Here is a 24,078-nt window from a genome sequence, read left to right on the forward strand (position 1 = left end):
TGACCTTGTGAGCGGATTACACGTTGAGCAGCGTTTGCAATGCCTCGGTGTGGTCGGGCAACTGCGCGGCGTCGAATTGCAGCGCGATGCGGCCGTGCTCCATCACGTAGAAGCGCTCGGCGAGGGGCGCGGCAAAGTGAAAGTTCTGCTCGACCAGCACGATCGTGTAGCCCCGCGATTTGAGTGTCTCGATCATGCGCGCCAACGTGCGCACGATGGCCGGGGCCAGTCCCTCCGAGATCTCGTCGAGCAGCAGCAGACGCACGCCGGTGCGCAGGATCCGCGCGATCGCCAGCATCTGCTGCTCGCCACCCGAGAGCCGCGTGCCGGGACTGTGCCGGCGCTCGGCCAGGTTCGGGAACATGGCGTAGATCTCGTCGAGCGACATTCCCGCCCGCGCCGACACCCCGTCGCCGGCCGCGAGCACGGGGGGAAGCAGCAGGTTTTCCTCGCATGACAGGCTCGCGAAGATGCCGCGCTCCTCCGGACAGAAACCCACCCCGCAGCGCGCGATCCTGCGCGTCGGCAGGCCAATGGTTTCGCGACCGAAGACACGTACCGAGCCGCCGCGCGCGTCGGTCAGGCCGAGAATGGCGCGCAGCGTGGTGCTGCGGCCCGCGCCGTTGCGACCGAGCAGGCTCACGACCTCGCCCTGCGCGGCCACCAGATCCACGCCGTGAAGAATGTGCGATTCGCCATACCACGCCTGCAGGCCCGATACGGCCAGCGCCGGTACGCTCGCCGCCGCAAGGGAAGCGTCATGCGCGTTCATGCGTGCGCTCCTTCCAGATCGGCGTCTGCCGTACCCATATAGGCTTCGCGCACACGCGGATCGGCCGTGACCGTGGCGTAGTCGCCCTCGGCCAGGATCTCGCCGCGTTGCAGCACCGTGATCGTGTCGGCGATGCCCGAAACCACTTTCATGTTGTGTTCGACCATCAGCACGGTTCGACCGGCAGCCACCTGCCGGATCAAGGCCGCGACCCGCTCGACGTCTTCGTGCCCCATGCCCTGCGTGGGCTCGTCGAGCAGCATGACATCCGGCTCCATCGCCAGCGTGGTCGCAATCTCGAGCGCCCGCTTGCGACCGTAAGGCAGCGAGACGGTCGGCTCATGCGCATACGCCGCGATGCCCACCTCGTCGAGCAGCGCCATGGCGCGCGTATCCAGATCGCCCACCGCGCGTGTGCTGCGCCAGAAGTGGTACGAGCGGCCAGTGGCACGTTGGAGCGCCACGCGCACGTTTTCGATAACGGACAAATGTCCGAACACCGCCGAGATCTGAAACGAGCGGATCATGCCGCGCCGTGCAACCGTCGCCGGGGCGAGCCGCGTGATGTCCTCGCCCCGATAGAGAATCTGGCCCGACGTGGGCGTGAGGAACTTCGTCAGCAGGTTGAAGCACGTCGTCTTGCCCGCGCCGTTCGGTCCGATCAGCGCGTGGATCGCACCGCGCCTGACCTTCAGATCGACGCCGCCGACCGCCGTGAAGCCGCGAAACGCCTTGGTGAGTTGCCGCGTCTCGAGAATGATGTCGTCGTGCGCCATGGACTTATCCCAGGACCGGCAACGGCGTAATGCCGTAGCCGTGCTGCAGCCGGCGCCCGAGTACCGGGTCTTCGAGTTCGAAGTCGAAACGCTCGGCCGAACGAATACCGCCGATGGCCGCCAGCGTGCCGCAAAGCATGGCGGTGCCGTCTTCGAAGCGACCGCCCGCGTCGGCAAACCGTGCCAGCAAATCCGACGGCGCACGCATCGTCGTGACCGGTCCCTGCTGGTACAGCACCTTCTCACCGCCAATGTTGGCGTAGCTTCGCAGCACGAGACGGTCCCAATGCGGCTCGATGTCCTCCAGGCGCCAGAGCACCGTCGCGCAAGGCTTTTCGCACATCTGCTTGGACACCGTCACGCCGTACGTCTCCACTTCGCGGTCAGTGTGATCCGACGCCACGCCGACATACGTCTGCCCACCGCTGCGCACGAGCAGGAACTCGACCTCGCCGCTGCTCGCGCGCCCGCTTGCCTCGATGTGCGCCTGCGTCGTGAGCCGGTCGCTGGATACGCGATAGAACATCGGCGTGGCCGCGGGACGCTTCACGCCCAACGCCTCCAGCTCGCGGATGTGATGCTCCATCGCCTCGGTATCGCGCCCGGTCCAGCCCGCGATCACCAACTGCCTGATGGGAATGTCGAGATCGACGGCACCCTGCGCCGTCTGCACTACGAAATGCATGAGATTCATCTTGCCGACTCCGGTCATGGACTACCTTCCTGATGGGACTGCCCCGATCACTTCTTCACGAGCGCGCATTGGCTCTGCGCGAGGGGGCGAAACGCTTCGGCGGCGGGAATGGTCTGCACCACGTTGTAGTAGTCCCATGGCTTCTTCGATGCCTTGGGCGACTTCACCTGGACGAGGTACATGTCGTGCACCATCAGGCCGTCGGGGCGAATTTGTCCGCCCTTGGCAAAGAAGTCGTTCACCGGCGTCGCCTTCATCGAGGCCATGACCGTGTCGGCGTCGTCCGTACCGGTGCGCTGCACCGCCTGCAGGTAATGCATGACCGACGAATACGTGCCGGCATGCACGAGCGTGGGCATCTTGCCGGTCTTGGCGTAGAACCGTTGCGCCCAGGTGCGCGAGGCGTCGTCGCGGTCCCAGTAGAAGGCGGTGGTAAGCGTCATGCCCTGCGCCGCTTCGAGCCCCAGGCTGTGGATATCGCTGATGAACATGTGCAATCCGGCGATCTTCTGCTTGCCCGGCCCGGTAATACCGAACTCACGCGCCGTCTTGATCGCGTTGACGGTGTCGGCGCCAGCATTGGCAAGCGCGATCACCTTGGCGCGAGACGCCTGCGCCTGAAGCAGGTACGACGACAGGTCGGAGGAATTGAGCGGATGTTTGGCACGGCCCACGACCTTGCCGTTCACGTGTTGCAGCGCGTCCGTGGCATCTTTCTCGAGCGAAGCGCCGAGCGCGTAATCGACGGTGAGGAAATACCAGCTGTTGTCGCCGCTCCTCGTCATGGCCTTGACGGTGTTCGACGCGAACGAATAGGTATCGTAGGAATACTGGACGGTGTACGGCGAGCACTCCTCGTTGACCAGCCGCGTGGTGCCCGCGCCCGTCACGATCGCAATGCGCTTCTTGGCCCTGGCCACGTTCGACACCGCCAGCGCCACCGACGACGGCAGCAGGTCCTCGACCACGTCGACCTGCTGGTTGTCGAACCAGTCGCGCGCAATGGTCGCGGCTACATCGGTCTTGTTCTGATGGTCGGCCGAGATGACCTTGACCGGCACGCCGTTGACCTTGCCGCCGAAATCGTCGACGGCCATCTGCGCGGCGATCACCGATCCCTTGCCGCCGATGTCGGAGAAGATCGACGACATGTCGGTGAGCACCCCGATCTTGACCACGCCGTCGCTCATCTTGCCGGGCTGGGCCTGGGCGGAAAGCGAGGCGGCGAAGGTTGCGGCGGCGATCGCCAATGCGGCCAATGACGTGATACGACTTGCGCGAAACGTAGACATGATGTTTTCCCGATAGCCTGTGGAGATGTCGTGTGTGCTTGCGTGTGCGAATGCCTGCGGCGGTGCGGCAACGCCCTGGCGTACGCCGCACCTGTGCCTTTCCCTGAACGTGTCAGGCCGGATCGTAGTAATGAATCTCGAGCAGCAGACAGCCGCCGTTCGACTTGAACGGCCCGTGGAACGCGCCGGGCGGGCGGCAGGCGTAGGTATTCGGCGCGAACGCCTCGCCCCCTTCGCCCTGCGCGTCGTTCCCGACCGTCAGATCGCCCGAGACGAGATACACCTCCTCCCAGTAGGTGTGCACGAACGGCGCCGTGGTATGGATACCCGGCGCGAAGCGCAGCAAGCGCGTGCGACTGCCGGCACGGTTCGCTTCGTCGAGCGAGCCAGCGAGAATCTTCTGTTCGATGCCGGGGGGATAGCCGGGCGGCACCTCCCAGCCCTGCGTCATGTCGATGGTGCGAAACTCATCGTGCAGCTTGTTGATTGCCATGCGAACTCCTTGTCTTTGGCTGAAATTTGCGGTGTCGTGAATGTGCAGGAAGCGACGGCACGGATCAGGCCGCGACCGGCTGCCGGACGATTTCGTCCGAGAGCGCATAGGTGCCGAGCAGGTTGTCGACGAGGCGCGTGGCCTTTTGCCAGTCGTACGTGCGATAGGCGTGGCCCTTCGTGACGAAAGTCGCCCCGGCGTAGAACATCTCGTACTGGTTGTGGCGCGACGCGAACTCCGAACCTACGGCGTCCCAGGCGAGCTTGAAGAACTTGACCCGCTCCTCGGCGTTGGCCACCGGCGACTTCTGCGTCTTCTCGATGATGCTGGCGAGCATCGGGTTCTCGAAGTCGTGGATGCTCGAGGGCAGCATGATCATGCCGCCGCCGGCCAGCTCGCGAAGCGTACCGAGCACCTTCGTGTAGAGCTGCTGGGTGAGCACCTGCGAGCCGTAGAGGAGGCTTCGATCAGGCACGTAGAAGCCGTTCTCCATGTGCCCCTTGGCTTCCATACCGTGCACCCACGCCTCGACCATGGCCGCCTCGGCCGCCAGTTGCCCCAGCGCTTCGCGCACCTGCGGGAAGGCGTTGGTGCCATTGACCTCGGTGATTCGCAGGGCGATGCCGACCAGAAAGCGCAGCTTGACCATGAGCCGCACCTGACACTGATAGTTCTGGTAACTGTGCGCGGGCGTGGCGTGAAACTGCTTTGCGCACATGGTCGTGTCGCCCGCGACGAAGATTCGCTCCCACGGCACCTTCACATCGTCGAAGTACAGCACGGCGTCGTTCTCGTCGAAGCGCGAGGCAAGCGGATTGTCGAACACGGACGTGGCACTGCCCTCGTAGGACTTGCGCGACAATATGCGCAGCCCTTTCGTGTTCATGGGAATGGCGAACGACAGTGCATACATCTCGTCGCCGGCCTTGAGCGGCTGGATGCAACTGCAGAACACCTCATTGGCCATGATGCCGCTCGTGGCAAGCATCTTCGCGCCGCGCACCGTAATGCCCTCGTGGTCCTGGTCGACGATGCCCACCGCGAGGTACTTGTCTTCCTGTTCGTGGGCCGCCTTCGACTGGTTGGCCTGCGGGTTGACGATCACGTACGTCAGGAACAGATCGTTGTCACGCGCGTATCTGTAGTAGTCGCGCAAGGCGCCGGCGCGCTTCGTGTCGTACTGTTCGAACACGTCGATGCCCATCACCATGCCCGAAATGCACGAGGCGACGTGGTCGGGCGAGCGTCCCATGAAGCCGTAATGCAGCTCGCTCCAGGCCTCGAGCATCTCGCGGCGCTGCACCAGTTCGTCGTAGCTCGCAGGCAATTGCCAGATGCGTGAGACACGATCGCCCGTGTCCGGCGACGCAAACGTCATCGCCTCGAGGTTTTCCGGACGCGCCTGAAAGTCGTACAGGCTGGCGTAGCTGCGAATCGAGTTGCGGAACGCCGGGTGGGTGGTCACGTCGCCCACCGCCTTGCCGTCGATGTACACTTCGCGCCCGTCGCGCAGCTGACCGATATGTTGACTACCGTTCTTTACCATGACTCTCTCCTGAAACCCCTGGTGAACTCACGCCGCCACCGGCGTGGTATCTAGCGAGCAGTACCGCCCGCCGAAGAAAATGAGCGGTCGGCCGTCGTGCCGCGCCGCGTGACGAACGACCCGTCCGACAAAGATCACGTGATCGCCGCCGTCGTGCTGGGCATGCGACTCGCACTCGAAGGCGGCCAGCGCCCCCGGCAGGCGGCCGACGCCTTCGCCCGCGAAGCTCACGCCGTCCCACTTGTTGCCCCTCGCCGTGGCGAAGCGGTTCGACGTCTCGCGCTGGCTCTCGTCAAGCACGTTGACGGTGTAGCGCCGGGCGGCGCGCAGGTCATCCAGACTCAAACAGCGCCGGTCGACCGAAAACAGCACCAGCGGCGGGTCGAGCGACACCGAATTGAACGACGCCACGGTGATGCCGATGGGCGATCCGTCCGCACGCTCGGACGTGATCACGGCCACACCGGTGGCGAACATGGCAAGCGTGCGACGAAACTGTCGCGCTTCGTCTTCCTGAGCCGGCATTGCGCTCGATACATCGGTCATGGCTACCTCCATTACAAGCCGATCCGACGTGCGAATTCGCCCTGACCGGCCGTTCCGCACACCACACCGCCTTGTTCATTTAGCTTTGTTTGTTAGTCATTATTCAACGTTAACAAAATTAGCTAAACAAGCAAGGTAAACCCTGAGGGTCGTGACGGTGCATCTGCATTTCTCTGGTGCATTGCCGCACGAATTCCGGGCAAGATCCTCTTGGTTATTGGGTTTTCATGACCATCGCGATGCACCAGACACAACTGGATTGCGCACAATTCATTGCATCGCATTTCGAATAATTTCTGGTTTACCCGATGCAAATGCCGCCCGATTCGACGGCAATGAAACCCTTTTTCCAATGTGGGAGAGTGCGATGCGCGCAATGTGCGGTGCTACACTCGGCCGCAATTCAAGATGTCCATCGGACGATTCGGAGTCCCCTATGCCGTCAGCCACACCGTCGCTTTTCGAAGCCCCCATCTACATGGACTACAGCGCCACGACACCCGTCGATCCGCGCGTGGTCGAGAAAATGGTGCCGTATCTCGCCGTCAATTTCGGCAATCCAGCTTCGCGCAGTCATAGCTATGGCTGGGCCGCCGAAGCAGCCGTCGAGACGGCGCGCGAGGATGTCGCCGCATTGCTGGGCGCCGATCCGCGCGAAATCGTCTGGACGTCGGGCGCCACCGAAGGCAACAACCTCGCGATCAAGGGGGCGGCGAATTTCTACAGCGGCAAGGGCAAGCACCTGATTACGGTGAAGACCGAGCACAAGGCCGTGCTCGACACCATGCGCGAGCTGGAGCGCCAGGGCTTCGAAGTCACTTATCTCGACGTGCAGGCCGACGGCCTGATCACCGTGGATATGCTGCGCGACGCGCTGCGGCCGGACACCATCCTGGTGTCGGTCATGATGGTCAATAACGAGATCGGCGTGATTCAGCCGATTGCCGAGATCGGCGAGCTTTGCCGCGAACGTGGCATCGTGTTTCACTGCGACGCCGTGCAGGCGGCGGGCAAGATCCCCATCGATCTGCAATCGCTCAAGGTCGACCTGATGACGGTCACGGCCCACAAGGTGTACGGGCCGAAAGGCATTGGCGCGCTCTACGTGCGCCGCAAGCCGCGCATCCGCATCGAGGCGCAGATTCACGGCGGCGGACACGAACGCGGCATGCGCTCGGGCACGCTGCCGACGCATCAGATCGTGGGCATGGGGGAAGCGTTCCGACTGGCCCGGCTGGAACTGGCCTCCGAGGCGGCACGTGTCGGTGCGCTGCGCGACCGGTTGCTCGCCGGCCTGAAGGCCATGGACGAGGTCTACGTCAACGGCGACTTGACGCACCGCGTGCCGCACAACCTGAACGTGAGCTTCAACTTCGTCGAAGGCGAATCGCTCATCATGGGCATCAAGGGCGTGGCGGTGTCGTCAGGCTCGGCCTGTACGTCGGCTTCGCTCGAGCCGTCGTTCGTGCTGCGTGCGCTCGGGCGCAGCGACGAACTCGCACACAGCTCCATCCGCTTCACGCTCGGCCGTTTCTCGACCGAGGCCGAGGTCGACAGCGTTATCGAGCAGGTGCGTGGTACCGTCGGCAAGCTGCGCGCGATGAGCCCCCTGTGGGATATGTATCAGGACGGCGTCGATCTGAACACGATCCAATGGGCCGCGCACTGAACGCGCGCGCCGCGGGCGCCGCCTAACGCACGCGGCACGTGGCGCCTACCGCTTGTCGCGAATCGCCAGCAGATGGCCGAGATCGAGCGTGGCGCGGTCGCCATTGGCGACGAGCCGATCGACCACGGCGCACAGCACCTTGAATTCGGTGCGCGTCACGCCGTCGAACAGTACGTCGTTGATGCGCTGCTGTGAGGGGGTGAGTTCGTGGAGCAGTCTGGCGCCTGCCGTGGTCACGGTGAGGCTCATCTTGCGCCGATCCTCGGGGTTCTGACGCTTGTCGATCAGCTTGAGCGCTTTGAGCTTGTTCGTCTCGATGGTCACGAACGCACCGGACAGGTGCAGGTGCTCGGCCAATTGGTTGACGGTCACGTCGCCCACCGACGACAGGTGCACGACCGACTGCAACAGCGAATACTGAATGCCGGTCAGGCCGATCAGGCTGCCAAAACCGTCGCGCACCGAGAGCAAACGCGCGGCGAATGGGAGCAGGCCGTTGATCAGATGACGGAATTCGGCGTCGGAACCGTCGATGAGACAGGCCGGATTGGTAACGGTCAAGGCCTTCGGGGCCGACGATTTGGACATGATGGGGAAGCGGAATGCGGCGCAACGCGCCGGAACAATGACTTTGGAAAAAAATTATACTGCAAAGTTATCATTGCGCCGGCGGGCGGTTTGCCCGCCTCCCCGCGTCGTCTCGTCGGGCGCTGTCCGGCCATGCGCGCCGACGACCGGCAGCGGCTCGCCGGCCTCGGCGCCCGACGCCGGTTACCAACGCACGGTCAGGCCGGCCATCCACGAATCGTCATAGGTCTGCGGGTTCAGGCCTCGTCGATAACCCATGTCCAGGTCGAGCCATGGCCGAGGGCTATAGATTGCGCCGAGAATCACGAACGCCGGATTGGTTCGCTGCGAAAAGTCGGGGTTTTGCGACATGCCAACGTCCACAATCAACTGTGTCGTCGGCAGCACGCGGTAAAGAACTGCCCCCGACACCTTCCATAGCGATTGACGCTGCCCCTGCGTGTTGGCCTGATAAGCCGCCCCGGCATTGACGAGGAAGGTCCAGTCATGGATCGCGTATTGGGTAAGCAACGTGGCGCCGGCATTCACCCGGCCGGTGCCCAGGCCGCGCTGATCGTTGCCCGACGGAAGCGTCAGATACGGTTTGATGCCGATACTCAGCGCGCCGTCGTCGAACAGGCGCCATATGGCCCCCGCTTCCATATCGCCCACGCCGCTGCCGGCCGAGTCCGATCGATGCTGGAGATTCGTGTACGGCACGTTGACGTACAGGTCCAGCGCCTCGCCGACGCCGCGCGTCAACGTACTGTTCCAGAGGGTTTGGCGGCCAGTGTCCGGCTGCTTTGCCGTGACCTCGCCATTTGACTCGAATTGCCAGTTGCCGTCGCCCTGTGTGCCGGTGTCGTCGCTGACCAGCGGGTGAGCCGCGAAAGCGCTGAGCGGGCAAACGAGCGCGAGCGTCATGCATGACTTCTTCATGTTGCGTTCTCTTTCGATGTGTTTTGCCCGGGGCATGCTGCGCCCGGGCGCGTGTGTCGGGGGCGCCCCCAGCTCACCGGAGCGTCGGCGGGGCGCGTTTGTGGCGTTGGCGCTCAGAACCAGCGGCCGAAGCGACGGATGTAGATCGTCTTGACCATCTGTGCCAGTGCGATGTAGCCGAGCATGGTGGCCACGAGCCAATAGAAGTACGAACCCGGCAGGCTGACGAAGCCCAGCGCGTCGGCGAACGGCGAGTACGGCAGCCAGCATGCCAGCGCAATCGCAACCGATGTCGAGAGCATGATCGGCAGCGCCGGCGTGCTTTGCAGGAACGGAATCTTCTGCGTGCGCAGCAGGTGCACCACCAGCGTTTGCGACACGAGTCCCTCGATGAACCAGCCGGAATTCATGATCACCTGGCCGGCATCGCCGCCGTGGGCGTGATAGAGCGCTCCCGCACCGAACACGGTCCACATCAGCGCGTATGTCGTGATGTCGAACACCGAGGACGTCGGCCCGATCCACAGCATGAAGCGACGGATGTTGCCCGCATCCCACTTGCGCGGCTTCTTAAGGAACTCCGGATCCATGCGATCCCACGGCAGGAACATCTGCGAGATGTCGTACACGAGGTTCTGCACGAGCAACTGCATCGCAAGCATCGGCTCCCACGGCAGGAATGCGCTGGCGACCAGCACCGAGAACACATTGCCGAAGTTCGAACTCGCAGTCATGTTCAGGTACTTGAGGATGTTGCCGAACGTCTCGCGGCCCTTGATCACCCCCGCCTCCAGTACCATCAGGCTCTTTTCCAGCAGGATGATGTCGGCGGTCTCCTTGGCGATGTCCGCCCCGGTGTCCACCGAAATGCCCACATCCGCGTCGCGCAGCGCCGGCGCATCGTTGATGCCGTCGCCGAGAAAGCCCACGGTGTGGCCGTTGGCCTGGAGGGCCTTGACCACGCGCGCCTTGTGCAGCGGCGCGAGCTTGGCGAACACCGTCGTGGACTTGACCACGTTGCGCAGCGTGTCGTCGTCCATCGGTTCGATGTCCGCACCGAGCAGCGGCGTACCCGGCTCGATGCCGACGTCGCGGCATACCTTCATCGTGACGATCGGGTTGTCACCGGTGAGCACCTTCACCGTCACGCCATGCTCGCGAAGGGCGGCGATGGCCGGGGCGGCCGAATCCTTGGGCGGGTCGAGGAACGTCAGGAAGCCGCAGACGGTCAGTCCGGCCTCGTCGGCCGTCTTGTACTGCGTCTTCGCCTCCCCGGCCGGGATGTCGCGGGTTGCCACCACCAGCACACGAAAGCCGTCTTCGTTGTACGCCTCGGCACGGGCGAGCAGCATGGCGCGAGAGGCATCGTCGAGCGCGCGCACCCCTTGCGGCGTCTTTACGTGCGTGGAGACCGCCAGCATTTCCTCGACCGCGCCCTTGGTGATCATCAGGTGTTCGCCGCGTTCGTTGGCGACTACCACCGACAGGCGACGGCGCACGAAATCGAACGGCAGTTCGTCGATCTTGGCGAAGGCGCGCGGCTGCACCGGATCACCGATCTCGTTGGCGCGACGCAGAATCGCCACGTCGATCAGATTGCGCTGGCCGCTCTGGTGATAGCTGTTGAGCCACCCCAGGCGCAGCACGTCTTCCTGCACGTCGCCGCTCACGTCCAGATGCTGTTCGAGGATGATGCGGTCCTGCGTGAGCGTTCCCGTCTTGTCGGTACACAGCACGTCCATGGCACCGAAGTTCTGCACCGAATTGAGGCGCTTGACCACCACCTTGCGGCGCGACATCGCCATCGCACCGCGCGCGAGGTTGGCACTCACGATCATCGGCAGCATTTCGGGTGTGAGGCCCACCGCCACGGCCAGCGCGAAGGTGAGCGCGCTCAGCCAGTCGCCCTTCGTCAGGCCGTTGATCATGAAGACGACCGGCACCATCACCAGCATGAAGCGAATGAGCAGCCAGCTCACGCTGTTCACGCCGCGATCGAAGCTCGTCTCCACACGCTTGTGGCTCACCACGTTCTTCGCCAACGCACCAAAATAGGTGTCACCCGCGGTGGCCACGACCACGCCGGTTGCCGTGCCGCTCACCACATTCGTGCCCATGAAGCAGATGTTGGACAGGTCGAGCAGCGCCGCGCCCGCTTGCCCGGCCGGCGCTTCCGTGGCGCACACCCCGGACGCCGCGGCGGACTTCTGGGCCACGGCACCGAGCGTGTCGTACTTCTCCACAGGCAACGCTTCGCCGGTGAGGACCGCCTGGCTGATGAACAGATCCCGCGACTCGATCAGACGCAGGTCGGCGGGAATCATGTCGCCCGCCTGCAGCGTCACGATGTCGCCTACGACCAGTTCGCGCATGGCGACTTCGTGACGCTCCGGCTCGCCGGAGGCACTCACGCGACGACGCACGCTTGCCGTGGTGCGCACCATTGCCTTGAGCTTCTCGGCCGCGCGCAGCGATCGGAATTCGGAGAAAAAGCGCAGCAGGCCGCTGATCGTCACCATCGTGAGCAGGATGATGATGCTCTTGTAGTCCTGCTCGCCCGGGTCGGCGAAGTAGACATCGGTGAGGAAACTGATCGCCGCGAGTACGAGCAGCACCATCACGAAGGGGTTGTTGAAGGCGCCGAGCAGTTGCAGCGTCCAGTGGGGTGGCTTGTCGTGCGCGATCTCGTTCGGGCCGTGGCGCGTCTGACGCAGACCGACTTCCGCGAGCGTGAGGCCGCGCTGGTCGGTACCGAGGGTATGAAGAACATCGTGCAGCGGTTCCACGGCCAGACGTGCGATGACGTCGGGGCCGCGGTGCTGCAGATCGGAAGGCGTCGAATGCTCGACGAAGCCGCGCTGCTTCTGGCGCGATCGGAGTTGCTTGGTCATGACGAGTTTCCCTGGCGCGACTTGCACGGACATGCCAGGCATGCCCGGCACCGCGGCCGGCCGGTCTCGTCAGGCGCTACCGGATAGGTGTCTCCGGAAGTCGGCGCGAACGCTCCCAGCCGCGCCGCGCGTCGCGCGGTCGGTGATAACGAAAATGCGTGGGTCTGGCTCTGCGTCGCCCGTCGGGGTATCGCACGCCATGGGTGCGGTCCCGACGGGCCACATTCGTGGACTTCCGTCTTCCATTTCGGACTCCTTATTTTTTATGGATCGATACGCTTACCGGGTCACGCGCCGATCGGCGCGTTGCGGCTAGGCGCGCGCAGACGCCCCAGCGGTCGGCATGCGGCGCACGACGTCGTCCGACCAGAACACCCGGCGCACGCAGCGCTCGTCGGACAGGCGCATGACCAGCGACGTGAGCGAGGCCCTGGAGGCTTTCGGACAATCGAGCGTGACGGTGGCGGAGGCCTCGTCGCGGTCGTTCCAGTGCGTGATGCTCACGTGCGTGGCACGCAAGCCGAGGGCGGTCAGATCGACGAACATCTGCTTGCGCAACGCGCCAAGGGCATCGGCCAGGCAGACGACAGTGAGGTGCGACACCGGTGTGGCGCGCGTGGGTTGGCCCTGGAAGGCCTGAAACGTTTGAATGGCTCGCATGACTTCCTCGCATGGCTGCGAAGCGTCTGTGCCGCGGGCGGCACGGACGGTCGGCACGTGCGTGGGCGACGTCGCAATCCGAAGTACGGACGCGAAACGGCGACACCCTTCACGGGCACGACGATGGAAATTTTTGCGGGAATGGCGCCGGGGACATCGCGCTCAGGCAGCGCGTCGAGTGGCGCAAGACACCGCATCCTGCATGAGGATGCGGCACAGGGAATGGCTGTGGATCCTCAGGCAATCAATCGATCAAAGATCGAGGACTACTGGCATCGGAATTCACGGACATACCCCTTGAATGGAAGACAGGGCGGATGGTAACTGAGCCTAATTTGCGACGTCAAGCACAAATTGATGCATTGCAATATGGATCGGATTTCCCCTACGACAGATGCGACGCTCTGCCGCATAGGGCCGCGTGACGGCCTGCTCTCACTCGTTCTCTTCGAAGTAATGCCCGAACTTCACCTGCTTGGTGCGGATGTAGCGTTCGTTCTCTTCGCGCATGGGAATGTCGAGTGCAACGCGCTCGCATACCGGGATACCGTGTTTGGCGAGCGTGTCGAACTTCTTCGGATTGTTGCTCATGAGACGAACGGAGCGAACGCCGAGAATGCGCAGGATGGCGGCGGCCGAGTCATACTCGCGGGCGTCGTCGGGCAGGCCGAGATCGAGATTCGCTTCGACCGTATCGCGCCCCTGCTCTTGCAAAAGGTACGCACGGATCTTGTTGCTCAGGCCGATACCGCGGCCTTCGTGGCCGCGCAGGTACAGCATCACGCCGCGCCCTTCCTCGGCGATCTTGCGCATGCCTGCGTCGAGCTGCTCGCCGCAGTCGCAGCGATAGGAACCGAAGACATCCCCCGTGAGACATTCCGAATGCAGGCGCACGAGCGTCGGCGCGTCGCCGGACACGTCGCCCATGACCAGCGCGAGGTGCTCGTTGTCGCTGTCCTTGACGCGAAACGCATGTGAAGTGAAGGTGCCGTAGCGGGTAGGCAGCGTCGCCGACGCGACAAGCTCGACGCATTCGCCAGCGTCGCACGCGGGCTTGGCAGGGGCAGTACCGGGGGACTTCATCTTGAGGTTCAAACAGGCCGAATTTGGGGTATCTCGAGCCACCCGACAAGGGCGGCGTGCGCTAGGAGTGTACCGCCATTTGGGTTTTTCGGCCGAAGGCAGCATGCAACACACTGTTTCACGGACGGGTACGACACACCCGAACGTCACCTGGATGATGCTTCCAGGCGACGTTCCGGCGTCGCGGCGCGACGCTCAGTAATCGGCGCGCAGCGTGAGCATCACGTTACGGCGCTCGCCGTAGATGCCGTAAAACGTGGACGGCACCCGGGCATAGTAGTCGCGATCGAACACATTGTTCACGTTCAACTGCGCTTCCAGATGACGGTTCACACGATACGCGAGCATTGCGTCCCATACCGCGTAACCCCCTTGCGCCGCCCCCACGGTTCGGTAAGTCGAGCTCTGGATACGGACGCCGCCACCCACGCGAAGTCCATTGAGCAGACCGTCGAAAGCACGATCCGAGAAGCGATACGTGGTGTACAGCTTGAACAGATGCTGCGGCTCCTCGCCATCGAGCGCCTGACCGACCAGGCTCGGATCGCTGTTGTACCGGGAATTCAGCAAGGTATATCCCGCGTAGACGTTCCAGTTGCGCGAGACCTGCCCGGTGACTTCGGCTTCCCAGCCCTGACTCTGGGCCGCGCCGGCAGCCACCGAGCCGGTCGGGTGCAACGGATCCGCAACGGCGCGATTCGTGTCGGTCATACGGAATGCCGCCACCGTCGCGTTGAGGCGCCCGCCGAGGAACGCGCCTTTCAGGCCGACCTCATACTGCTTGCCCTCGCGCGGCGGCAAGCCCTGGGCGTCGAATGTCGTTGCCGTCTGAGGCGCGAAGATCGCCGAGTAATTGAAGTACGCGTTGATCTGCGGCGTGAGCGCAAGCACGATACCGCCGTAGGGAATGAATTTCTGGTTCGCCCGCGCCGTCGTCTTCCACGGGCCCTCCGTCGGCAGCAGACTCTGGCTCTGCTGCTGAAACCACGCCTCACGCCCGCCAAGCACGACTGTCAGCGGATCGAGGACCCGGACCCGAACCTGACCGTACAGCCCGAACTGCTGAGACTGAAGCTTGTTGCCGGACGTGAACGGAATCGTCGGTTCGTCCGACGGTGGCGAGAAGACACTGAAATTGCCGAGATTGCGACCGCCCGACAGACTGCGCTGCTGTGTCAGCTGGTAGCTCATGCCGAACAGCCACTCGTGCTTGCGTCCGAACGCCTTCACTGGCCCCGACAGATGCGAGTCGATGCCCAGCAGATTGTTTTCGCCTCGCTGGGACTGGGCGAAATATCGCGCCGTCAGGGTCGAGGCATCGATTCCCGGCCCCAGATACGCGTACTTGCTGTTGGACAGCACATGCCGATAGTTGACCGTCGTCGTCGAGACGATGTCGTTCTCCAGACGATGCGCCAACTTGGCGTTGACTTCCTGCATCGACGTCCAGGCGTAGTTCCAGTCCGGCGAGAAGTTCGAATTGTTGGGGGCATTCAGGAACGTGCGATTGGTGAGCAACGACTGCCCATAGTCGAACCCATGCAACGGGTTGACCTGATACGCGCCGGATAGCGACAGCAATGTCCTGGGGGTGAGATCGAACTCGAGCGCGCCGTAGGCGAGAACGTTGCGTTCGTCGGTGCGGGTCACGGACTTGTTGCCCATGTCGCCGGTCAGGACCGCCCGGCCGCGAACGGTGCCCGACGCGTTGAGCGGCCCGGTCACGTCGATCATCTGCCGGTAGTTCGCCCAGGACCCGACGCTCGTCTCACTGCGCACGGCAAACGTATCGCCCGGCCGCTTGCGCACGAGATTGACCGTCCCGCCGGGCTCTCCGGTGCCGTCGAGCAACCCCGCCGGGCCCCGCAGGACCTCGACCCGGTCATACATCGACAGGTCGAACTGCGGTTGATACTGAATGCCGCTCAGAATCGAGACCCCGTCGAACTCGACACCGACGTTGTACCCGCGCGAATTGAAGTAGCTGGTGCCGTCTCCATAGTTCACGGCGGTCACGCCGGTCGTGAACTGTAACGCGTCGGCCACCGACGTCATGGCCTGGTCGTCCATGCGCGCTCGCGGGACCACGGAAACCGAATTGGGGATGTCCTTGATCGCCTGCGACGTCTTGCCGATTGTCGTGACGGGGGTGCCGTACGAGAGCGATCCCTCCGTCTGCGCGTCACGCTCCGCCGTCACGTTCGCGACGGGCAGGCTCGCGGTCGCGTCAGGCGCCGCGGCAGGGTTCGCGCCGGGCGGCGTCGTCTGAGCGTGGACGGTTGCGGCACCGAGCAGCGCGAGCGCGACCGCAACTGGCGTCAGCGCGTGGCGCGCCGGCGGCAAGCCCTCTGCCCTCATGCGGTCGTACGCGCGGCCCCGTGCCGCGTGACAAGGTTTCTCGTTTTGGATCGTTTGCATCAATGACAACACTTCCCCTTGTTGCCGGACGCTGCCGGCGATCGTGAATTGGCGTCTCGTGCCTTGTGCGGCGACACGCCTGGCGCGCGCCTTTGGTCGAATCCCGCTACACTGGCGGAAATATCGCAAATGAGACTCATTAACAAATTTGCGTGTGTTTTGGCACAACACATTGATAGCTATGGAGAATATCGGGTTCGAAAAAAGCAAGGACGACAATAAATGTCGATTTTTTGACATCTGTCGTCCGCTTATCGACATTCGAACAAAAACCTTGGCATGAACGATTTCCTGCGCAAACGATTCCCCAATGCCGTGCGCCCGTTGCCGCGCGACGTGTTCGCACAGGTCACGCCGTATCGTCACGGCGAGCGTCTGGTGTGGCATCGCCATCGTCACGGTCAGCTCGTGTTTCCGGTAAGAGGCGTCGTGCGCGTGCTGACGTCCGCGGCGATCTGGACCTTGCCCCCTTCGCGCGCCTTGTGGCTGCCCTCGGATGTCGAGCACGAACTGCATGCCGTGGGCGACGGGCAAATGTGCAACGTTTATATCGAGCCGCGAGTGTTCCCGTGGCATACGACCGAGCCGACGGTCATTCTCGTCTCGCCGCTCATCCGCGAGCTGGCTGTCACGGTCGGTCGCGACGGCGACAACTACGGCCCGACGAGCCGCGCGGCGTTGTCGGTACCGCCACTGCTGGGTGTGCTGCGCGAGGCTGACGTCTTGCCCGAGCGCGGCGTGCCGGTGCCGCGCGACATGAGGTTGCAGGCGATTTGCGAGCATTTGATGAATGAGCCGTCCAGCAAGCTGACGCTCGACTTCTGGGGAAAGCAGTTCGGCGTGAGCGCGCGCACGCTGGCGCGTCATTTTCAGGCGGAAACGGGCATGACATTCGTCACGTGGCGCCAGCATCTGCGCGTGTCGGAAGCGATATCGACATTGGCGCTGGGGACGTCGGTCTCCGCGACGGCCGATGCCTTCGGGTACGCCAGCCCGAGCGCCTTCATCGCCATGTTCAAGCAGGTGACCGGGCGCTCACCGCAGCGTTACCTCGACGACGCCTGAGTCGTTCGCGTCGCGCCTGGCGCGCGGAGTCAGCGCGCATAGCTCAGGGGCGTTCCGCCGTCGGGGTTCGGTAACACGCCCATCGGCACACCGTAGATCTGCATCAGCGTTTCGGGCGACATCAGCGTCGCCGGCGTGCCGCTGGCGACCGGCCTGCCCTGTTTGAGCGCGAGCAGCGTGTCGCAAAACCGCGCGGCCATGTTCACGTCGTGCAACACGACGACGACCCCAAGCCCCCGCGAATCGGCGAGTTCCCGAACCAGTCCGAGCACGTCCAGTTGATGGGCGATATCGAGCGCCGACGTGGGCTCGTCGAGCAACAGGCACCGCGCCTGCTGCGCGATGAGCATGGCCAGCCACACCCGCTGTCGCTCGCCGCCCGAGAGCGACTCCACGAGACGACCCGCGAAGCGCAGCACGTCCGTGCTCGCCATTGCGCTTTGCACCACCTCATGATCGCGAGCGTCCATGCGACCGAGCGCGCCATGCCACGGATACCGGCCAAGGGCGACCAGTTCCGAGACCGTCATGCCGGCCGCCGCCGGGGGCTGTTGCGGCAGATAGGCCACGCGGCGCGCAAACTCGCGAGCGCCCCACGACTTCAGCGGCCGGCCCTCGAACCGGAGGCTGCCGCTGTCGGGCATCAGTTGGCGCGCGAGCAACTTGAGCAGCGTCGACTTGCCCGATCCGTTGTGGCCGATCAGGCCATGCACCTGGCCGCCGGCGAGCGTCAGCGTCAACGGCGAAATCAGCACGCGGCCATCCGTGACGAGGGAAACGTCATGCAATTCGAACATCGGGGCGTCAGTCATTGGCATTCGTGGAATCGGAAGCGCGGCGCGTCGCAACCTCGGCCTGCGGCTCGCGCAGTTGGCCGTCGTCGAGACGAATCAGACGGTCTGCCTGATCGAAATAGCGGTCGTCGTGAGTAATGACAAGCACACACTTGCCGCGCGCCTTGAGCGCGGGCAGCATCTGGCGATAAAAGACATCCTTGAACAGCGGGTCCTGATCCGCCGCCCATTCGTCGAACACGTAGAACGGTCGCTCCTCGAGATACGCGACGAGCAGCGCGAGACGCTTGCGTTGCCCCTGCGAGAGATCGAGCGTCGAGAAGCGCCCCGCTTCGATCGTGACCTTGTGATCGAGTTGAAGCGACCTGAGCAGCTCGCTTGCCTGCGCGTCCAGACCGTCCGGGGGAAGGCCCAACAGATGCTCGAACAGGAAGAAATCGCTGAACACCACCGAAAACAACTGGCGATAGCGATCGCGCTGCGCCTCTCCCACGGGCGTGCCGTCGACCAGGATGCGTCCTCGCTCGGGCACGTAGAGACCGACGATGAGCTTGGCGAGCGTGGTCTTTCCGCTACCGTTGCCGCCTACCAGATAGACGAGCTCGCCGGGACGAAACGTGAGATGGATCGGTCCCAGCGTGAAGTTCTCGTTTTCCTGCTCGCGGAAATAGCGATGCGTTACGCCGTCGAGAACGATGGTGTGAAACGCCGGAACATCGGACTCCGCTGGCTCCGCCAGCCATTCGCTCGGCAGTGCTGTCTCGACTTGCGCGATACGCTCCAGCGCAACGCGGGCGCTGCCGAGCGACGGCATCGCCGAGAGCACCCCTTCGATCGGCATGATGATGTACAGAAACACCAGCGCGTAACCCGATACCACCGGCGCCGGCAGATCGACGTGCCGCAGCACGACGAACAGCGTCAGGCCGATGAACGCGAAAAGTATGAAGCTGCCCCAACTTGCCGCGGCGGCGTAAAGCACATAGCCGCGCGTACGCTGCACTCGCACGGCTTCGACGCCGCTCGCGAGACGCTTTTCGATGAAGGCGGCGCGACGCGCCCGGTGCAGCTTCAGTTCCTTCGCCCCGTCGAACAGGGCGCGAAAGTCCTTCACCAAGGCTTCTTCGCGCTTTCGCGAACCGCGAAGGTGCAGCAAGGCACGCTGGTTCGCGAAGCGAAAGCCCGCAGCGCCGATGAAAATCGTGACCATGGCGAGCAACAGAATCTGCCACGACAGATAGCCGAGGTAGATCAGGCAGCCGGCGATCACGGCCCCCTGCATGGCGAGCGCCGGCAGGTTCACGAACAGCATGACGATCGTATCGAGATCCTGCGTGAGCACAGTGATCGCGCGCGCGACGCCATGCCGCTCCAGACTGGCGTAGGGCGCGGCACCGATACGGCGCACGACCTGCATGCGTAACGTCGCTTTCGCGCGTTGGCCGAGCGACATGAAGAGCGTTTGCGACACTGCACGCGTGACCAGCACCAGCGCGCCGAGCCCGAGAAACTGCATGCCGAGCGTCCCCAGATGTTCACGCGGCGCCGTCAGCGCCCGGTTGATGAGTGCAACGAGGCCCGCGTTGCCGAAGCCACTCACGAGACTACCCACGAATGCGATGGCCAATGGCCATCGAGACGCACGCACCAGTTGCCAGAACACGTTCATTGGAGGACAACCCTTCCTGGTTTTTCGGGGACGTTGGAAAGTCAGGCGACCTGCCGGCGCAGGTGCCAGAGCAAATATGGCGCCGCAATCAACATGGCGAGCACGCCCGCCGGAAGCTGCTGCGGAAAGATCAGGGTGCGGCCGAGCCAGTCCGCGGCGATCATCAGCAACGCACCGCACACGCTGGCGGCGACGGCTTGCGAGCGGGCCTTGCCGAACCCGGCCACTCGGGCCAGATGTGGCGCAAGCAGGCCGACGAACGACAGCGGACCGACCACGAGCGTGGCCACGGCACTGAGCGCCGCGGCGAGACACCACAGCCACAAGCGCGCGCGTTTGACGTTCACACCGAGCGCCGCCGCGACGGCGTCGCCCATCGGCAGCAAGTCGAGCCAGCGCGACGCCAGACAGGTGAGCCCCAGTCCGAGGAGCGCTGCGATTGCGGCGCCGGTTGCGACGCCGGTGCCGACAAGATAGGTCAGCCCCAACATCAACGAGCGCAGCAGGAATGCATTTGCGGTGCCACCGGCGCTCGCGATCGCCACGAGCGACTGTGCCGTGCCGGAGATCGCGACGCCGGCGAGCAGCATGCGCGTCGGCGAGAAGCCGCCACGGCGCGACAACATCAGCATCACCGCAAGGCTGGCCGCCGCCCCGGCGAGGGAGGCACCGAACAATGTCGACGCTTGCACGCCAGCGGCGACGAACGTGACGACCAGCACGCCCAGCATGGCCCCGCCGCTCACGCCGAGCAATTCGGGACTCGCCATCGGGTTGCCGCTGATACGCTGCAGCAGCGTGCCCGCCAGTGCAAGCGCGACACCGGCGGCCGCAGACGCGAGCATGCGCGGCGCGCGCCACGGCCATATCACGGCCCACGACCCGTCGTCCGCCCATTGCCAGCCGGCGAACGTGCGCCCGAGATGCTGCGTCACCCACACGAGTGCAACACCGAGCACCAGCGCCAATGCCAGCCAGCGCAACGGATGGCGTGCACGTGCGGGCCATGTGGCTTCGGCGGCTGCCACCTCGCCGGCGCGCGTGTGCGCCAACAGCCACAGCAACAGGGGACCACAGAGAAGCGCCGCTGCCGCGCCGGTCGGCAGCGTGGCGCCATCGAGCAGCGGCAGCGACTGCACAATCTGATCGGTCAGCATCAGCATGAGCGCGCCGATGACCGGCGCCCACACGAGTTGATCGCGCAACCGTCTCGCACCGGCCAGTCTGACCAGTTGCGGCCCCGCGAGCCCGATGAAGCCGATGATGCCCACGATACTGACGATGCTCGCAGAGAGTACCGCGGCCACGGCGAGCCCCGCCGTGCGGATCCACGCGATGCGCGCACCGAGTTGCGTGATGCTGCGATCGTCCAACGCGAAAAGCGAGAGCGGTCTGAGCATTAGCGCGGCCGCCAGGCCGGCGACCAGCACGCGCGGCACCAACGCTCCGACGTCGTGCCAGCCATTCTGTACGAGCGAGCCGGCCCCCCACGCGAATACACCTACGAGCGCGCGCTCATGGGTCATGGAAACCATGATCGACAGGCCACTGCAATACAGGTTGACAATCATGCCCGCGAGAATCACCGGCACGGGCGCGAAGCGGCTGCGCCATGTCAATGCCATCACCGCCGCTATCGCAGCCGCGGCGCCCGCAAGCGCAATTCCGGACTTGAACGCGAGCGCGATCGGCGGCAACCAGATCGCAGCCGCCGAAAGCGCCAACGACGCCCCCGAGGCCACGCCCAGCGTCAACGGCTCGGCCAACGGATTGCGCAGCACCTGCTGAAACATCACGCCGGCGAGCGACAGTCCCGCGCCGGCCAGCAATGACATTGCAAGACGCGGCATCCACGCATAGTGCACGAGCAGACCGGCCAGGCCCGCCGCGCCGACCGGCGCAGCGGATTCCGCCGGATGCGCGATCACGTGGCAAATCGCCAAAAGAAAGGCACCGATGTCGACGCCCGCCGGGCGCAATGCAAACAGACTATTCACGGCGAGGACCACCGCCGGCAGACCGAAGAGAAGTGTCAGGCGCCAAAGACCAAGATGCCTGGCAGCCATCGACGCACCTCGACCGGCACCGGAAGTCATGGGTCGAAGCGGATTGGGTGCACTCATGCCGCCGCCCCCGTGAGCGCGCCACGCAGCGCGAGCGCCAGCCTTACCGCGGTCGGGGTGCCGCCGGTGGGCAACATGACTGGCAGTCGTGCGACGCGCGAGCTCCGAACGAAAGGCATGGCTTGCCACAGCGGGCTTTGTCCAAGCATGCGGAGCAATTCGGGCTGCGTACCGATCAGCATCGCGCTCGCCGACGTGTCAGCGCCGAGTTGGGTGTAGTCGACCTGCGCCATGCCCTCGGTGTCGCTCGGACGCTTCCATGCATTCGTCAGCCCAATGGCCGCCAGCGTCCCGCCAAAGACGCTCTCGCGACCAAAGACATGAGTCAGCCGGGTATCGACCGGACTCATCAGGTAGATCGGCCGGTTTGTCATTCCATACTGCGCGAGCCGATCGCGCACGGCGTGCAGTTGCGCGTCGGTTTGCGCGAGCAATTGCGAGGTTTGCGCAGGTCGGCCCAGCGCATCGCCGAGCGCGCGAGCCCGCCGCATCGCGAGGAGGTAGCCGTCTTCATGCCGATGCGCGGGGGGCGCCACGAACAGCGGCGCGATCCGGGCGAGCGAATCCGCGAGCGCACCATGTGCCGGCGTGACGACGATCAGATCAGGGCGCAATGCCTGCATCACCTCGAAGTTGGGCTGAAACAGCAAGCCGACATCGACGACATCGTCCGGCATCGCAGGTGTGCCGGCCAGCAGTCGATACCAGAACGGGCGAGCCACCCCCACCGGCGTGACCCCGAGTGCCAGCACCTGCGCGGCCAATCCCCAGTCGAGCACGACGACGCGTGGCGCTCGACTTGCGACCGGTGGCGACGCGGCCCACGTACGCGCGGCAAGCCAGCGAGGCCCGAGTGCCCCCAGGCCAAGCGCCGCCACGAGTCCGCGCCGGGTAACTGACACGGGTCGATGCATCACCATCGAGGGCCAGTCGCCCACGCAAAGGAGTGGTGCGCCACCGCGACAGAGCCCTCGGACACCGCCGGACAGCCTGCAGTCCCTCCGGCGCATACCGTATGGATGAGGTTCTGCTGGCCCTCATTTAAATTAATGAGACGTATTACCATTATTAATCGTATCTTGTACCAAAGCCTTGATGGCGATAGGTAGAATACCCGGGATGCTTTTACTGGAAATCACAAAAAATGTTGAGAAATGGACAATATGTGTCCATTTCGATGCACTTCGGCTCGCAGGGTGTGCCTTCTCCGTGGCCGCCGGGAATCCCGGATATCCGATCGTGTTAAAGGAGTCTTCGGTGGGGAAGTCGTCATGAAGGAATTGCTGCTGCGTCGCTACCCCGAGATTCGCCGCCATTTGCCGCGCGACGTCACGCTTGCCGGTCGGGAATGCGAGGACGCCGAGCGCCAGCCGTGGCATCAGCACCAACATGGCCATGTGGTGATGGCGCTGCGTGGCGTTGTGCGCGTGCTTACGCCGTCGCACACGTGGACGCTGCCCTCGTCGCGCGCGCTCTGGCTGCCGCCGAATACGCCACATGAGCTTCACGCCGTTGGCCGCATGCATTTCTGCACGATCAGTATCGAGCCAGGCACGGCGCCATGGCTGTGGCCCAATGCGCTTGTCCTCACAATCAGCCCGTTGCTGCGGGAATTGACCGTCGACATGCTGCCCGACGGCACGCATTACGCACCCGACAGTCGCACCGCGCTCTCGGTGCCGCTTCTGATGCGTCTGGTTCGTGAGGCGGCCGCGCCCGGCGAGCATGGCCTGCCATTGCCGAGTTCGGCCAAGCTGCTCGCGATTTGCGAGCATATGATGACGGCGCCCGCCACCGACTATTCGCTGGAGCGCTGGGGGGAAGAGTTGGGGGCAAGCGGCAAAACCCTCGCGCGCCGCTTCAAGGACGAGACGGGGATGACGTTCGGCCGCTGGTGCCAGCACATGCGCGCGTCGGAGGCGATCACGCGGCTGGCGGTTGGCGCGTCGGTCGGCGACGTCGCATTGGCGCTCGGCTATCGGAGTCCGAGCGCGTTCATCGTGATGTTCAAGCGGTTGTTTGGCCGCGCGCCTCAGCAGTATCTCGCAATGCCTGATCGTTGAGCCGCGAACGAACCCTGC

At 64.3% G+C, this 24,078-nt stretch carries 20 protein-coding genes; 3 read left to right on the forward strand and 17 right to left on the reverse strand.

Annotation, left to right across the window (positions count from 1 at the left end; genetic code table 11):
• Positions 1–16: 16 nt before the first annotated feature.
• The 7 genes from LV28_RS40390 to LV28_RS40420 form a co-directional block, all read right to left on the reverse strand.
• Positions 17–772 carry an ABC transporter ATP-binding protein gene (locus tag LV28_RS40390; protein WP_038620537.1) on the reverse strand — a complete coding sequence of 252 codons (756 nt, stop codon included), beginning with the start codon at positions 770–772 and terminating at the stop codon, positions 17–19.
• Entirely contained in the window at positions 769–1,548 is a 780-nt protein-coding gene (locus LV28_RS40395; RefSeq protein ID WP_038620534.1) for an ABC transporter ATP-binding protein, read from the reverse strand. The genes LV28_RS40390 and LV28_RS40395 overlap by 4 nt, the downstream gene beginning before the upstream one ends.
• 4 nt (positions 1,549–1,552) lie before the next feature.
• Complete coding sequence (locus LV28_RS40400) at positions 1,553–2,242, reverse strand: DUF2848 domain-containing protein (RefSeq protein WP_023873616.1); 690 nt, start codon at positions 2,240–2,242, stop codon at positions 1,553–1,555.
• A gap of 47 nt (positions 2,243–2,289) precedes the next feature.
• Positions 2,290–3,534 carry an ABC transporter substrate-binding protein gene (locus tag LV28_RS40405; RefSeq protein ID WP_023596860.1) on the reverse strand — a complete coding sequence of 415 codons (1,245 nt, stop codon included), beginning with the start codon at positions 3,532–3,534 and terminating at the stop codon, positions 2,290–2,292.
• 112 nt (positions 3,535–3,646) lie between these two features.
• Positions 3,647–4,027 carry a cupin domain-containing protein gene (locus LV28_RS40410; protein WP_023596861.1) on the reverse strand — a complete coding sequence of 127 codons (381 nt, stop codon included), beginning with the start codon at positions 4,025–4,027 and terminating at the stop codon, positions 3,647–3,649.
• Positions 4,028–4,091: 64 nt separating this feature from the next.
• Positions 4,092–5,573 carry a 4-hydroxyphenylacetate 3-hydroxylase family protein gene (locus LV28_RS40415; protein ID WP_038620532.1) on the reverse strand — a complete coding sequence of 494 codons (1,482 nt, stop codon included), beginning with the start codon at positions 5,571–5,573 and terminating at the stop codon, positions 4,092–4,094.
• Positions 5,574–5,600: 27 nt separating this feature from the next.
• A complete protein-coding gene (locus LV28_RS40420; protein WP_169834581.1) occupies positions 5,601–6,119 on the reverse strand; it encodes a flavin reductase family protein in 519 nt (172 codons plus the stop codon).
• 436 nt (positions 6,120–6,555) lie between these two features.
• On the opposite strand from LV28_RS40420, the gene LV28_RS40425 reads away from it, so the two are divergent.
• Positions 6,556–7,788 (forward strand): IscS subfamily cysteine desulfurase, encoded by a 1,233-nt coding sequence (locus tag LV28_RS40425; protein WP_023873612.1) that lies wholly within the window; start codon positions 6,556–6,558, stop codon positions 7,786–7,788.
• Between the two features lie 45 nt (positions 7,789–7,833).
• On the opposite strand, the gene LV28_RS40430 is transcribed toward LV28_RS40425, so the two are convergent.
• The 6 genes from LV28_RS40430 to LV28_RS40455 form a co-directional block, all read right to left on the reverse strand.
• Entirely contained in the window at positions 7,834–8,376 is a 543-nt protein-coding gene (locus LV28_RS40430; protein ID WP_023596866.1) for a MarR family winged helix-turn-helix transcriptional regulator, read from the reverse strand.
• Between the two features lie 183 nt (positions 8,377–8,559).
• Entirely contained in the window at positions 8,560–9,294 is a 735-nt protein-coding gene (locus LV28_RS40435) for a hypothetical protein (RefSeq protein WP_038620528.1), read from the reverse strand.
• 113 nt (positions 9,295–9,407) lie between these two features.
• On the reverse strand, positions 9,408–12,185 hold the full coding sequence (gene mgtA, locus LV28_RS40440) for a magnesium-translocating P-type ATPase (protein WP_081326912.1): 2,778 nt from the start codon (positions 12,183–12,185) through the stop codon (positions 9,408–9,410).
• Positions 12,186–12,497: 312 nt separating this feature from the next.
• The gene (locus LV28_RS40445; RefSeq protein ID WP_023596869.1) at positions 12,498–12,845 is read right to left on the reverse strand and encodes a hypothetical protein; all 348 of its coding nucleotides are present in this window, start codon (positions 12,843–12,845) and stop codon (positions 12,498–12,500) included.
• Positions 12,846–13,280: 435 nt separating this feature from the next.
• Positions 13,281–13,928 (reverse strand): GTP cyclohydrolase II, encoded by a 648-nt coding sequence (ribA, locus tag LV28_RS40450; protein ID WP_025249421.1) that lies wholly within the window; start codon positions 13,926–13,928, stop codon positions 13,281–13,283.
• 195 nt (positions 13,929–14,123) lie between these two features.
• Entirely contained in the window at positions 14,124–16,286 is a 2,163-nt protein-coding gene (locus LV28_RS40455; protein WP_080738864.1) for a TonB-dependent siderophore receptor, read from the reverse strand.
• 339 nt (positions 16,287–16,625) lie between these two features.
• On the opposite strand from LV28_RS40455, the gene LV28_RS40460 reads away from it, so the two are divergent.
• Positions 16,626–17,411, forward strand: a complete 786-nt coding sequence (locus LV28_RS40460) for an AraC family transcriptional regulator (RefSeq protein ID WP_023596872.1) — start codon at positions 16,626–16,628, stop codon at positions 17,409–17,411.
• 29 nt (positions 17,412–17,440) lie between these two features.
• Here the strand turns inward: LV28_RS40460 and LV28_RS40465 are convergent, their stop codons facing one another.
• The 4 genes from LV28_RS40465 to LV28_RS40480 are packed head-to-tail and all read right to left on the reverse strand — an operon-like array spanning position 17,441 to position 22,899.
• Positions 17,441–18,223 (reverse strand): ABC transporter ATP-binding protein, encoded by a 783-nt coding sequence (locus tag LV28_RS40465; RefSeq protein ID WP_255315216.1) that lies wholly within the window; start codon positions 18,221–18,223, stop codon positions 17,441–17,443.
• On the reverse strand, positions 18,216–19,874 hold the full coding sequence (locus LV28_RS40470) for a cyclic peptide export ABC transporter (RefSeq protein ID WP_038620522.1): 1,659 nt from the start codon (positions 19,872–19,874) through the stop codon (positions 18,216–18,218). The genes LV28_RS40465 and LV28_RS40470 overlap by 8 nt, the downstream gene beginning before the upstream one ends.
• Before the next feature lie 41 nt (positions 19,875–19,915).
• The gene (gene fhuB / locus LV28_RS40475) at positions 19,916–21,940 is read right to left on the reverse strand and encodes a Fe(3+)-hydroxamate ABC transporter permease FhuB (protein ID WP_038620518.1); all 2,025 of its coding nucleotides are present in this window, start codon (positions 21,938–21,940) and stop codon (positions 19,916–19,918) included.
• Positions 21,941–21,993: 53 nt separating this feature from the next.
• Complete coding sequence (locus LV28_RS40480) at positions 21,994–22,899, reverse strand: ABC transporter substrate-binding protein (protein ID WP_158443205.1); 906 nt, start codon at positions 22,897–22,899, stop codon at positions 21,994–21,996.
• A gap of 369 nt (positions 22,900–23,268) precedes the next feature.
• Here LV28_RS40480 and LV28_RS40485 point away from each other — a divergent pair, with 369 nt between their 5' ends.
• Positions 23,269–24,060 carry an AraC family transcriptional regulator gene (locus LV28_RS40485; protein WP_023596877.1) on the forward strand — a complete coding sequence of 264 codons (792 nt, stop codon included), beginning with the start codon at positions 23,269–23,271 and terminating at the stop codon, positions 24,058–24,060.
• Positions 24,061–24,078: the final 18 nt, after the last annotated feature.

This window comes from Pandoraea pnomenusa, from assembly GCF_000767615.3.
GTDB lineage: Bacteria > Pseudomonadota > Gammaproteobacteria > Burkholderiales > Burkholderiaceae > Pandoraea > Pandoraea pnomenusa.